Below are 13078 nucleotides of genomic sequence, written 5' to 3' on the forward strand. Positions count from 1 at the left end.
AGCAGAGTGGTTTAAGAAACGATAGATAGAAGATTGTGAAAAGGGTTTAGCCTCCTCTGTTTCCATGTTAAGTATAACGAAATTATTTGCTCAAGGAATGAGTTTCCTCGTTCTGATTGTGTAAAATATGAATTTTTGCGATAAACGACATAATGCCGTATTTGCCGTTCAGCGTGATTATTTGTCAGCGGAGTATTTTCTGGGTCATCTAAAAATTTCCACATCATTCTTTCAGATTTCAAAATATTCTTTGCAACTCGAGACGCTCCAATTGCTTCAGGTAAGCGAGATATTTCCTTCAAATAATACCTTGTACGTTTTCGCAATTTCTTGGCACGTCTAATAAATCTTGAAACATCTATCTCATTTTTTAGTAAAGCTTTTTTCAGTGCAAATAACTCAGTGGCTACATTTCTCAAGTAACAGCCCAGAACTTTAACTTCAAATTTCCAACTATGCGCTAATCTTTCAAAATCCCTTGCTAAGTGTGCCCAACAGATTTGCCTTCTTTCATTAGCAAAGTAGTTGTATGCTGCATATCTGTCGGTTACTACCAAGCTATTACGATTGCAGCATACACTATTTTTTAAAACTTTCATTCCCCTTGACTCTGTCAACTTCACAAAACTTGCCGTATTGCTTGCAAACATCCAACACCAAGCGAGTTTACCTTTGTTATAATGGCTCGTTTCATCAATATGTAGAACTTTACTCCTACTTATCTCTTGTTCGATCTGCTCATACATTTTTTTGCATTTTGAAGCAACTCTATGTTCACTATTTGATATGCTACCGACGCTTATGTTCAAATTGAAGATATCATTTATGATGCTAGCTACTTCGCGCTTTGAATTTTTATAAAACCCACTGAGTGCTGCAACTACTGACTTAACCCTTGGGCCAAATGTATCTGGCGTAACACCCTCTGGTAACTTGCTACTTCTTCTTTTTCCGCATCTCTGACAACGGCCATGTTCCAACTGATATTCCATTACATAAGCCTTAATCTCCGGAAGATCTACTTTCTGATGAATATAAGGTTTTTCGCATATTGCAATCTTCCCTCCGCATTCGCAAGTAGGTGACAACTCTATCTTTATCACCTCATCTGCTTCCATTTTAGCACGATAATTACCCTTATGCCCAACTTGACCACCAATCTTTCTTTCGCTTTTTGGCTTTTCCTTTTTCATTTTGTATAATTCTTTTGAATTGGGAATTGATGAGTTTTTTGAATTTAAACCTAGCCTTTCCTTTAATTCAGCGTTCTCTATCTTTAAAGCCTCATGCTCTGCTTTTAAACTTTCATTCTCTCTTTCCAATCTTTCTATTTTTGCTTCTAACTTTTCTATTTTTTGCTGTAAATTTTTGCAGAGTTCTAAAAGGTTTACCATATTACCTCATATTTACCCTATGATTATCTTTATTATCTTGCTTTGTCTACCTTATTTTGCCGCTCTGCTGAACGGACACGCATTTTTGTATAGGACCAACTTCACTGAATAGGGAAGTTTATTACTCTACACTTATCTACCATACATTCAAAGAGTTATATTCACAATTAGATAATATCTCTCATGCTAATAAAACGAGATCAGAAAAAGAAATAATAAATTTTTATGTTCTACCTCAATTTGCACATTTTAAAGAAATTCTTGATGAAGGTATAAAAAAAGATCCTTCGTTTGCAAATTCTGCTATTGTGAAGTTTTGCTACTCAATTATAAAAGATAATAAATTATTTAAAGAATTAGAAGAAGTTAGTATTCCCGTAGAAAACTCTAGTGTAAAGGCAAGGATAAGCTTTCAACTGAAAAATCTTAAAGAAAAGGTGTGGTTCTTAAGAAAACTAAAGGAAAAAAAGAATTTCACTTATGTGCAGAGGGCTTTTGGGGATGAGTGGAGTTTTTATGACCTAATAAACGATAGAGATTTCAAACAAACGTACATAGATAAAGCAGTAACAGAGTCTGCTAATAAGAGCTTTGAGGAAGATATAAATAAATGCATAGAATTGGCAGAGCAGGGAAAAAAAGCTGCAAGTAAATATTTTGAGAGGAAAGACGTAGAGCTTCAAGCTTATTACACAGAAACTGGTAACGATCATAGAGTTTTGAATATTAACCTTACTCATTACGACAATAGTGAGCCAACAAAGATTAGTGACGTTTTACAGCAAGAGAAAGATATTAAAGAACTGAATATCTATTGCAATAAAAAACATGAAATACACGCTCATAAAAAAGATAAGAAAAGATATTATGAATTTAAAGAAGGTGCATATTATGAAATGACAAGCACTTGGCCTGCAAAAGATGGATCAGGAATGTGTACCATGATTATGAATGTGAGTAGCGATGGCATAACTGAAATACTAAAATTTAATGGTGAAGATTTTGTTTCATCGAAGGAGATTCTAGAATTAATAAAGCAAAACGATGAATTATATATTCAAGGTCTCTCCTTATATGATGCTGTAATGGAATCACTAGAAGAGAATAGGGCTACTCCTATTAATCTTTACAATGAATCTATGGTGGCTTATCAAGGTAAGGAACCAGAGGGGAAGTTAGATCATAAAGTTGATGCTGATAATAGCCTTCCTTCTTCTCCTTCTATTAATAGCAATGCATTGGAAGCCAATTTACAGCACACTGAAACTCAACCAGAAATTGCTTCACAACAAATAACTGATTTACAAAACAGTTTTGGAAAAGAAGAGCGAAAAAACACGGAATTGCAAACTGAACTGGCACAAAAAGATGAAAAGTTAGCAAGTGTGTTAGCAGAGTTACAAGAGAAAGCACAAGAACTTAAAAATGTATGTGAAGCAAAAGGAAAGCTAGAGGGTAAGCTAAAAGGTGTTAATACAGAAAAGAAGGAGTTAGAAGACAAATTAAAAGAAGCAGCACACATAATGAAGGAAAAGGAGCAGTATGTAAGCAATTTAAAACTTCAAGTGCAAGAGTTGAAAGATGAGCATAAAGCACAACTGGAATCTTATGAACAAGAGATATGCAAACTAGCATGGGAAGTTGAAGAGTTAAGAAGCAAGCTAGAGTGTGAGAATGAATGGGATGATAAAGTTGTAGAAATAGCTGATGGACTGGGAGAAAAAATTCATGCTGATGAACAAAGAAGCCTCAATAATCAATTTTATACTCCAACAAGAAATATTTTTAATGAGACTAATAATGAGTCTTGTGTTCCACTGGAAGAAAAGATGACGTTACTCAGATCTTCAAGCTCTGATGGCGGATATGGTAGTGATAATGGTTTATCTTCTAACATGAGTTCTATTGAACAAAGAAGCTTCAATCATCAATTTTATACTCTAGCAGGAAACGTTTTTAGTGAGCCTGATAGTGCCTCACAAAAGAAGACAGAGTTATCCAGATCTTCAAGTTTTGATAGTGGACTTGATAGCGATGAGGAAAATTGTGATAATGATTTATCTTCTAACATAACTTCTATTGAGAAGGTAGTAGAGAGTAGAAGCGTAGGTAGCTCGCTTTCCTCTTGCATTGTTAAGGAGATAAGTTGCAAGAGCAATACTCAAGTAGAGTATAAAAATCTCCTGTATTGATAATAATTTAAAATCTATAGTAGACTGAAAAAGATTATTAAATTATAATACGACAATGATAAAAGAAGACAAATCAAAAACAATTTTTGAAGTGGAAGGGGCAGTAACTGCTTTACTACCTGCAGCAGAATTTAGAGTGAAGCTGGACAATGAACATGAGATTATCTGTCATGTATCAGGGAAAGTGAGAAGAAGTAAAATACGCATAATTATAGGCGATAGGGTGTTGGTTGAGATGAGTGTTTATGATAGGAATGCAAAAAAGGGTAGGATAATTAGAAGGCTTAAAGGTACAAGTGACAGGACGATCTCTAAATAATCTTATTCTTGCTTCATCATCGAAAAGGCGTATAGCTTTACTAAAACAAATAAATATTGAGCCAGGTTTAATTTTGCCAGCAGACATAGATGAAGTTCCTTTAAAAAAGGAACTTCCAAGAGATTACTCAATCCGTATGGCAAAAAGTAAAGCTGAGAAAACACAAAGTTCAAATCCAAATTACTTTGTGCTTGGTGTTGATACAGTTGTTGCTTGTGGTAGAAGGATACTGCTCAAAGCTGAAAACGTTGAGCAAGCAGAAAAATGCGTTCGCTTGTTATCAGGAAGAAGGCATAGAGTATACACCAGTGTGTGTTTATTAACTCCTGATCAATCTAAACAGCATATTAGGACTGTAGTTACAATAGTGAAATTTAAGCGTCTCAGCGAACAAGAAATTAAATATTATTTAGCATCAGAAGAGTGGAAAAACAGGGCAGGGGGGTGCAACATACAAGGTCTTGCAGGAATGTTTGTATTATTTTTACGTGGCTCATACTCTTCTGTAATAGGGTTACCATTACATGAAACCCATTGCTTGCTAAGTAATTACTTTAACCTATACTAATACCATTGTCCTTTTTTTGTTTTTCTTCAGCAATAAGTTTAGCCCAGATTCTATTTCTATTTGCTAATGCAATTCTATTGCGATCAGGACTATCATTGCGTTCTGTTAAAGTATCTTTTCTTTCCTCTTCTACTATTCCAGCTTTCAGTTGTGCTGCATCTTTTTCTAGCAATTTATATAGTTCGCTATTTTTGTCTATAGTCAGATTAGTATTATCATTTTCTTGTTCTGCTTCTTGTTCTGCCACTTTTCTTTCTAATAACTTACGTACAGGGTCATATTTTTTACCTTCTTTTATTTCTTTCAACATACTTTCTGAGAATAAATCTTTAGTAGCCTGGTGTGAAGGTTCTCTCAATCCTTTATTCAATTTTTCCAATGTATCTTTTGGTTCAATGGTTTCTAATCTCTTCTCTAATTGCTCAGAATTGACCTGAAAATTATAGTGGCTAGTGTAAGTTGGAGATGAGTAACCTGAGTCGTTTATTTCTTTCTCCGCTGCATTGTCTTTTAGCAATCCAGCTGCTAATAAATGTTCTTTTGTTTGCCCACTCATTTTCTTTTGATTTACTGGTTTTAGCAGGAATTTCTGAGTTTCTTTATCCAACTTACTGGTAAATTCCGTAAGTAGGGTATCATCTCTTTGTTCAACATTCATTAGGCTCGCTTTTAACTGTCCAGAATTTACTCGAGATTTTTCATGATTAGAGTGAGTTGGAGATGAATAGCCCGAATCGTTTGTTTTTATGTCTGTTGAGCTGTATTCTAGAGATTCATTTTCTTGTAATTTATCTTCGGTTTCTTTTTGTTTATCGTTTCCTCTTTCTTCGTTTTCCTTAGTGCTAAGATAATCTTTTTCTTGTTTATAATCTGATTGAGGATTTGAAAGCGTTATATACTCATCTTCGTTATCGCTCCAACCATCTTCGAAGTCAGAAAATTCTTCATCATACTCACTTTCACTACGTAATAACTCATTTTTTGCTTTCCATGCAAGAATCGAAGCTACATCATTTAGTGGTTGCTTATTTCCAGTATTGCGTGATTCTTTAGCGTTTTCATACTTAAATGCATCTTTAACTTTTTTGAATGCAACGTCTTGTACTGGTGCAGCGCTTTCAGTAGTTGTAGGATCAAAAATTGCACTTTTTTGCCGATTATTAGATATTTGCTCACTTTCATCTGATTTTCGGCTTCCAGGTACAGCATGTCCAAATGTAGCAAATGTAGGATTGTCATACCGTTCATCCTCTTGTGTATTATCTTGATTGTAGATTACAGACTTGGTGAAAATAGTACTGCTTGAAGAAGCATCAGAATATGGAGAATTGTAGTTATTTCTACTATTAATCCGTATTGGCTGATACTCATCTTTTTTCTGATTATTAGGTAATGAACTAGCTCTAGGTGGAAGTGACGGTGGAATCTTTTTAGCAGATGCGTTATTAGAATTTGTAGTGCTAGTCGTTACATGCTTAAACTCAACTTCTTGATCTTGAGTAGCTTGAACGCCAATACCTTTACTAATATCACTTTCTATGAAAGTTTCAGATGATTGTTGTTTCTCTTGTTCTTGTCCTTTCTCCTTGAATTGTATTTGATATAGGAATAAGCCACCTATTTTTACATCTGTGTTTGCTTTTAATTGTTCCTCAGTAACACCATTACGTTCAGTTAGATCTACACCATCTTTATCAATCTTGATTTTGATAGTACATTTTTTTCCATTTTTGTCATGCCAATTCAAAGTCATTTCATATGAACCATCGGTTACAACATAATGCCTTATTCTTTTCTCTCCTTCTTCGGCAACAAAACCGTGCATTCCGCTCTTTCCATCACTATGCAGCGTTGAAAATCCCGAAATTCCTTTCTTCTGACAAAAGTCACTATTTAAAAACTCGCTGATTTTAAACTCTTTTTTGTCATCTCCCAGTGTAATACTTGCGTGATCGCCATATATTGAAACTCCTGCGATATCATCAACATACTCTTTTAACCTTGCTTTAACTTCACTTTCAAGCTTTTGTTCGGCTTTCTTTATCTTGTTCTGCTCTGGAAGAATAACTTCATAAGCTTTATTTTTGTCTTCATCTATCTCCAAATTCCAGATGGGGTGCTTTATTAGAAACTTTACTGCATTAAAACCAACTCTGGAATTATAAATTGGGTCGTCTTCCTTTTTTATTTCATCGAATAAAGTAAAAAATCCTCGAATGAATTCATGATATTGTTGTGTGCTTTGAGTATTCATATTTTCCCTCACTAATAACCCTCTGCCTTTTAGCCTTAGCTAGTACAATTATTACGGGAATTGATTTAGTTTTTATTAAAGAAGTTGTATTGCTAACGTGATGACATGAGCTATTTTATGTTCACATCAAGCAATTTAAGTTGTCATTCCAGTCTGGAATCTAGATTTTTCTAGACTTGATCCTATAGTCAAATTCATAACTACAAACGTTATAATATAAGAGTAATTTTCACCAAAAAGTATGTCATTCTAGTAGCTGACACTGGGATCCAGTCGCACTCAGTTAGTGAGCATAAAATTATTATGTTAAAACATAACATTTTTGATGAAGTTCATGAAAGGCTGGATTCCAGAATGGGATGACAACTTAAAATATTGCTTTAGCTCTGTTTTTGCAACTTCAAGTATTTGCTACTCATAGTAAATACTTCTGGATCTTGAGAAGTGAGCTTGAGTATAGCAAGTATGTTAATAAAAAGCAAAGCAGCAATCGAGATATCAGCTATATCCCAGAGTAACTTAACTCCACCAATTGCACCAAATGGAATGATTAAGGTAAAAACTACAGTCCAGATTTTGGTGTATTTATTATCCATAGATACATAGCGTATTGTTTGTTTTGAACAAAAAAACCAAGTAAAAATAGTAGTAAATGCAAAGCAAAACATTATGGTCATAATAAAATAGTCAATATAGGGCCAATTCATAGCTTTTCTAAAAGCAAATATGCACATGTTAGTGCTCTCTAAATCAGTAATCCAAGAATCTGTGACAAGCAGTACCATTGTTGTAATGAATACTATGAGTGCAACTATAAAAGGAGATATTATTGTGATTAGACTCTGTTCAATGATAAATTTATTGTTATTTTTTTTAGGAGTAATCGAGGAGTGTACAATTCCTTCGAGGCCAAGTCCTATATCTGTTGCAAAAATACCTCGCAAAGTTCCAACTTGAATAATAGTCAACATTTCTAAAATTAAACCTAAAGATAAACCAGAGTTAAAGCTACTAGTTGTAAAAAAACTGCTTGTTATTAATTTTAGAGAAGGAAGGATATTTTCACTAAACTTAAATAATATTATACCGCAAAGTGTAAGGTAACTCACCGTCATTATCGGTATCATAGCCGATATAAAAATTTTAATTTTTTTTAAGCTGAGAGCTGCAACAACAAAAAATATTATGGCCATTACAATGCCGCCAATAACTACAGGTACATCTACCATGCTGAGTGGTATTGATAGAGAATTTACCTGAACAAGATTACCAACTGTTATTGAAACTATTACCATAACAATTAGAAACACAATTGTAGCTTTGCTAGAGTTAAATGAGTCATTCATGTAGGCTACAGGTCCACCTATAAACCGTCCATTTTTTTCTTTTCTGGTTTTTATACTTAGGTAACAAGTAACATATTTTATCACAGAAGTAACAACAATAATGATTGCCATCCATAAAATGGATCCCGGTCCTCCGGTTTTTAGAGCAACAGCAGTTCCTGAAATATTTCCTACTCCTAAATTTCCCCCTAAGATTGTAAACAGAGCAGCTATAGAAGAAAATTTATTTTCTCCTCTTTTAGCTCCAATAAGTGAAAGGGCATACGGTAGTCTAAATATCTGCAACCATTTTAGTTTAACCGATAGGTAAACACCAGCAACTAGTATGAGTAGTATTGTTGGCAGTAATAAAACAAACTTTACTGTATCCATCTGTAAAAGAGAGATTTTTACTTGAGTATATAGCAAAAGTTGAAAAATACCTAACCTATTTTCTATGTATGACTTCGGTTCCATTATTCTAGCACCTCTTATCTTGTCATACCAATCACAACTGTATGAACATTGTAATATGGTACAATGTTAAAACAATGTCATTCCAGACTGGAATCCAGAAAATGAACAATGGATCATAGTTTTAGCTACTCGGATGATAAGAAAAGGATACTTGAATGACAAGAAAGGGGACACTAGAAAGAAATGGGTGTCATTCCAGTGCTTGACACTGGGATGGCTTTGTTGCATCACTCAAGAGAAAAGAACTGGCAGTTACTGACAAAATTCATTATAGAATAGCCATTTAACCATTGAAGAAAAAATATGCCACAGCAAATGAAAGTCAGTAACTGCAATGAATATAACAAATTTCTCCAAGAAAGAGGAAATATTTTTCATTTAGGCAAGGTGTTGATAAGAAGTTTAAGCTACAAGAGCATTAAATACACTGATGAAGTACGAGAATATCTAAATCACATATTGAAGCAACATTCAACAAGTGTAGATGGAGCACAAGCACAATCTTTAGCAGGTGAAAAGAAACAACTATAGTTTTTGTTATTGTTTAGTGTTGACCTAGAAGGTCAACACTGATATACCTCTATATAATTTAATGTGTGGAGGTATATGTTAGATAATCCTAAAGGTCTAATTAAAACTGACCTGAATCAAAATACAAATGAAAATTTTTATTTACGTGCAAAGGATAAGTTCTTTAAAAATGTAAGCCCAGGTAGCAAAATATCTGTAGATTCTGGAGATAAGAACGAAGAAGTTAGTATTGATGATGATGAAGTGTGGTTTAAACACTTTTCTACTGTGGTTCCTAGTGAAGAAGGACAGGAAAAGTATAGATATGAAGTTAATGGCAGATATGAATACAAATATGCTAATAAGTACGATAGCAAAAATATTGTAGGCAAAATTGCTAACAAAATTGCACAAGATGTAATTGAAAGTATAAAAGACAATACTTTAGAATATATAGGAATTAAAGAAAGTAGAAAGAAAGGTAAGATTAAGCCTGCACTCAGAATTATGCTTGGTGATTCTACAAAATCAATAAATGTGGTTGATGTTTTAAATAGTGATCTATGCAGAAAATATGGTGTAGATGGAATTACATTATTACTGCCTAGTAAAAGCAAGTGTGAAACAAGGGGAATACGCTGCAGAGTTGATGAGAATGGAGTAAGAATTTATGAAGTAGCTAATGGCTCATATTATATGAATTTAAATTGGTATGTTGAGGGGAAAGAGTGTAAAATGAAAATTAGCATTAGCGATAATGGTTCTGTAGAGTTTATTGAAAGCAATGGTGTTACTTGGGATCAATTAGCTGCACATAAAGAAGTAAAAGTAGGAAGACAATATGAAGCGAAGACTTTATATGAAGCATTGTCATATTTAAAGCGAGAAGGCTCTGAAGTAATAAAAGGATTTTATCCTCCAACAAGTGTGGAAAGCATACAAATTACTACAGGAGTTAATAAGCAAGCAGCTCTTTCAAAGTCATAATTTTCGTTATTGATTGAAATGAAGCCTTTTGGTCCTCAAAAGGCTTCATGATCGAAATTTTTGGAAAGATCTTTATTGGAAAATTCAGGGACAGGAATAACATTTTTAAGCTATCGTATAACTATCACTTGCTCGCTGGGAGCTCTATTTTTCATACCACTCATTTATGAGTTTATTGATATCAGAATCTATAAAATCCTTTAGTGGTTGACTGGTTTTTATCTCGGCATTTTTAGGGATACACCTATCTTTACATATTGCGTACTTTATATGAAAGTTAATATCAGCGTATTCCTGATTTGGAATGATATTGTTTTTAAAGGGAAATAACACCATATCTTCATATATGTTACTAACAAATGTAACTTCCCCAACTTTATCTTCATGTTCCTTGGGAGTAGGCCAATGAATATCTATATTTGATATGTTACCCTGACAGTCAAAGGAAGTAGGAAGGCCGAAATCTCCAGGGTCTTTGTAATATATATGCCAACCTGGTTTTATTGTAACCTTTATTGCGCCTTCAATGGTAAGGTTTGCTTTATTTACCTTACCAATGAGCAGATCAAATTTTGCAACTTCTTCTTCAGCGCACAATTGAGTGCAAGAAAAAAGTAAAAGTAGGATTGAGTATATACGTATTTTCATAAATACTCTATTTATGAAGAAAATAATTTAAGTTCTATCTATTATAATAAAAATATTATATAAATCATTTGTTAATATAATATTATGCTAATACAAATATAGTAGCAATTATAACTTTCATATATTATTTTTTTATTTTTAAGCAGTTATAATATTAAAGAGACGTAACAAATATAAATAGTAGTGGCTTTGCATAGAAAGTCACAAATTTATTTCCTTTATAAATGTAAGACTTTTTAGAACTAGAAAGATACCTTGGAGCAAGTTGCTCCAAGGCTCTTGTTTACTTAGAATCCACCCATTCCGCCCATTGCTCCTGCACCCATAGGTGATGAAGCATTTTCTTCTTTGTTTGGTAGATCAACTATCATAGATTCAGTAGTAATAAGTGCGCTTGCTACAGACACTGCCGTTTCAAAAGCAATACGAACTACTTTTGCCGGATCAATTACACCAGCTGTTGATGCATTAGCGTAGTTCATAGCCTCAACGTTGTATATAAGCTCTTTATCATTCTGATTAATCAAATAGTCAATTATAACAGCAGATTCAAGACCAGCATTTTTAACCAATCTTTTGATTGGAGCACTGAGAACTTTTTTGACAATGTTGATACCTATTTGCTCTTCATCGCTTGAAGCTTTTAGCTTATCAAGAGCAGATGCAGCGTAAAGAAGTGCAACTCCACCACCGGGAACTATACCTTCTTCAATTGCAGCTCTTGTTGCGTGAAGTGCATCTTCAACTCTATCTCTGCGTTCTTTTACTTCTACTTCGGTTGCTCCACCAACTTTGAGCACAGCAACGCCGCCTGATAATTTCGCTAAACGCTCTCTCAGCTTTTCTTTATCATAATCAGAGGTTGAAGTTTCAATCTGAGATTTAATCTGGTTAACTCTAGCATCTACTCTGTTTTTTTTATCAGAGTCGCTGTCTTCACTAACAATTGTGGTATTGTCTTTAGTGATTTTAACATTTTTAGCAGTACCAAGATCTTCAAGAGTCAAATCTTCCATCTTGATTCCAAGCTCATCTTTTATGACATACTTAGCACCTGTTAAAGCTGCTATATCTTCGAGCATCTCCTTTCTCCTATCACCAAAACCTGGAGCTTTTACTGCAGCAACTTTTAGACCACGTAATTTGTTGATCACTAAAGTGCTTAATGCTTCACCTTCAACATCTTCTGCAATGATAAACAAAGGTTTACCAGACTTAAAAATAGCCTCAAGAATAGGAAGTAAAGGTTGAATAATATTAAGTTTTTTTTCTGTAATCAGCAAATATGGATCATCAAGTTCCACGCTCATCTTTTCATTATTTGTAACAAAGTATGGAGAGAGATAACCACGGTCAAACTGCATACCAGTTGTAAGTTCAACTTCTAATTCTTTTGAACCCTTACTCTCTTCAACAGTGATGACGCCTTCTTTTCCAACCTTTTTAACAGCATCAGCAATGCTATTACCAATATCTTTATCACCATTTGCAGAAATTATTGCAACTTGTGCAACTTCATCCATTTTCTCTAAAGAAATTGTGCGAGACATTGATGTAATCTCCTTTAATATCACATCTTTTGCCTTCTGTATTCCATTTTTGATACAAATACGATCATTTCCAGCTGCAATTGACTTTGAAGCTTCCATTATCATATTGCTAGTCAGTATTGAGCATGTTGTGGTACCATCACCAACTTTGTCATTACACTGAGAAGCACTTTGAGCAATGGTGCTTACTATCGCAGAGTGTAATGGTTTTTCAGGCTTTATACCTTTCATTACCTTATAGCCATCCTTTGTGACCTCTGGTCCACCATATGGCTTGCTAATTCCTACTGTATTTCCCCTAGGCCCTGCAGTTGCTCCCACCGTTGAGTCAACCATTGCTGCAACTTCACGAAAGGCTTCTTGCAACTGTTCGCCTGATACTACTATGTTAGCCATTTTTATCACTCCTTAAATTAATAAAAAATTTAGAATATTAAAATACATAATGCACTATATAGCGCATTAGTTTAGTAAAATAGGAATACCTACTTGATAACAGCAAGTAGGTCTGACTCCTTCATCACGACATACTTTTCATTATCATGCTCTACTTCTGTCCCAGCCCACTGCCTGTAGAAAACCTTATCACCAGTTTTTACAGTTAAAGCTATACGCTCTCCGCTTGAGTTGCGTGAACCACTACCAATTGCTATAACTTCACCTTTAGTAGGCTTCTTTTCAGCACTTGATGGTAGTACAATTCCACCTTGTTTTTCTTCAGTAATAGGCTTTATTAGCACGTTATCATCTAATACATTCAAATTTACACTTGACATTTATGTTTCCTCATTAATAGATTAACCTACAATTCTATGTAGTCATCTAAAGGTTACATTTCAAGGGTTGGAGTTAGT

11 protein-coding genes are annotated in these 13078 nt (G+C 34.1%); 5 read left to right on the forward strand and 6 right to left on the reverse strand.

Going from position 1 to position 13078, the window contains the following annotated elements:
- Positions 1-11: 11 nt before the first annotated feature.
- Positions 12-1394, reverse strand: coding sequence for an IS66 family transposase (tnpC, locus tag ACE38P_RS00630; RefSeq protein ID WP_374699327.1), 1383 nt, complete (start codon positions 1392-1394; stop codon positions 12-14).
- 308 nt (positions 1395-1702) lie between these two features.
- Between tnpC and ACE38P_RS00635 the strand changes: the two genes are divergently transcribed.
- The 3 genes from ACE38P_RS00635 to ACE38P_RS00645 are packed head-to-tail and all read left to right on the forward strand — an operon-like array spanning position 1703 to position 4473.
- Complete coding sequence (locus ACE38P_RS00635) at positions 1703-3586, forward strand: hypothetical protein (protein WP_374699328.1); 1884 nt, start codon at positions 1703-1705, stop codon at positions 3584-3586.
- A 55-nt stretch (positions 3587-3641) separates the two neighbouring features.
- Positions 3642-3905 carry a translation initiation factor IF-1 gene (infA, locus tag ACE38P_RS00640; protein WP_052264695.1) on the forward strand — a complete coding sequence of 88 codons (264 nt, stop codon included), beginning with the start codon at positions 3642-3644 and terminating at the stop codon, positions 3903-3905.
- Positions 3883-4473, forward strand: a complete 591-nt coding sequence (locus ACE38P_RS00645; protein ID WP_264686397.1) for a Maf family nucleotide pyrophosphatase — start codon at positions 3883-3885, stop codon at positions 4471-4473. The genes infA and ACE38P_RS00645 overlap by 23 nt, the downstream gene beginning before the upstream one ends.
- Here the strand turns inward: ACE38P_RS00645 and ACE38P_RS00650 are convergent.
- A complete protein-coding gene (locus ACE38P_RS00650) occupies positions 4460-6727 on the reverse strand; it encodes a hypothetical protein (RefSeq protein WP_374699329.1) in 2268 nt (755 codons plus the stop codon). The genes ACE38P_RS00645 and ACE38P_RS00650 overlap by 14 nt on opposite strands.
- A gap of 380 nt (positions 6728-7107) precedes the next feature.
- The gene (locus ACE38P_RS00660; RefSeq protein WP_029237595.1) at positions 7108-8445 is read right to left on the reverse strand and encodes an alanine:cation symporter family protein; all 1338 of its coding nucleotides are present in this window, start codon (positions 8443-8445) and stop codon (positions 7108-7110) included.
- Between the two features lie 387 nt (positions 8446-8832).
- Here ACE38P_RS00660 and ACE38P_RS00665 point away from each other — a divergent pair, with 387 nt between their 5' ends.
- Both ACE38P_RS00665 and ACE38P_RS00670 read left to right on the forward strand, forming a co-directional pair.
- Positions 8833-9060, forward strand: a complete 228-nt coding sequence (locus ACE38P_RS00665) for a hypothetical protein (protein WP_064085506.1) — start codon at positions 8833-8835, stop codon at positions 9058-9060.
- A 75-nt stretch (positions 9061-9135) separates the two neighbouring features.
- Positions 9136-10026, forward strand: a complete 891-nt coding sequence (locus tag ACE38P_RS00670) for a hypothetical protein (RefSeq protein ID WP_374699330.1) — start codon at positions 9136-9138, stop codon at positions 10024-10026.
- Positions 10027-10170: 144 nt separating this feature from the next.
- On the opposite strand, the gene ACE38P_RS00675 is transcribed toward ACE38P_RS00670, so the two are convergent.
- The 3 genes from ACE38P_RS00675 to ACE38P_RS00685 form a co-directional block, all read right to left on the reverse strand.
- Positions 10171-10674, reverse strand: coding sequence for a protein-disulfide reductase DsbD domain-containing protein (locus tag ACE38P_RS00675; protein WP_264376423.1), 504 nt, complete (start codon positions 10672-10674; stop codon positions 10171-10173).
- A gap of 287 nt (positions 10675-10961) precedes the next feature.
- Positions 10962-12620, reverse strand: a complete 1659-nt coding sequence (groL, locus tag ACE38P_RS00680; RefSeq protein WP_374699331.1) for a chaperonin GroEL — start codon at positions 12618-12620, stop codon at positions 10962-10964.
- A gap of 89 nt (positions 12621-12709) precedes the next feature.
- Entirely contained in the window at positions 12710-13000 is a 291-nt protein-coding gene (locus ACE38P_RS00685; RefSeq protein ID WP_007302813.1) for a co-chaperone GroES, read from the reverse strand.
- Positions 13001-13078 lie beyond the last annotated feature (78 nt).

Origin of the sequence: Wolbachia endosymbiont (group A) of Limnophora tigrina, assembly GCF_964263225.1 — a bacterium.
GTDB lineage: Bacteria > Pseudomonadota > Alphaproteobacteria > Rickettsiales > Anaplasmataceae > Wolbachia.

What these genes read in the sequence shown, in the direction of transcription:
- ACE38P_RS00650 (WP_374699329.1), bottom strand. Translation starts at nt 6,727, where the DNA reads ATGAATACTCAAAGCACACAACAATATCATGAATTCATTCGAGGATTT.
- infA (WP_052264695.1), top strand. Translation starts at nt 3,642, where the DNA reads ATGATAAAAGAAGACAAATCAAAAACAATTTTTGAAGTGGAAGGGGCA.
- groL (WP_374699331.1), bottom strand. Translation starts at nt 12,620, where the DNA reads ATGGCTAACATAGTAGTATCAGGCGAACAGTTGCAAGAAGCCTTTCGT.
- ACE38P_RS00665 (WP_064085506.1), top strand. Translation starts at nt 8,833, where the DNA reads ATGCCACAGCAAATGAAAGTCAGTAACTGCAATGAATATAACAAATTT.
- ACE38P_RS00670 (WP_374699330.1), top strand. Translation starts at nt 9,136, where the DNA reads ATGTTAGATAATCCTAAAGGTCTAATTAAAACTGACCTGAATCAAAAT.
- tnpC (WP_374699327.1), bottom strand. Translation starts at nt 1,394, where the DNA reads ATGGTAAACCTTTTAGAACTCTGCAAAAATTTACAGCAAAAAATAGAA.
- ACE38P_RS00660 (WP_029237595.1), bottom strand. Translation starts at nt 8,445, where the DNA reads ATGGATACAGTAAAGTTTGTTTTATTACTGCCAACAATACTACTCATA.
- ACE38P_RS00685 (WP_007302813.1), bottom strand. Translation starts at nt 13,000, where the DNA reads ATGTCAAGTGTAAATTTGAATGTATTAGATGATAACGTGCTAATAAAG.
- ACE38P_RS00675 (WP_264376423.1), bottom strand. Translation starts at nt 10,674, where the DNA reads ATGAAAATACGTATATACTCAATCCTACTTTTACTTTTTTCTTGCACT.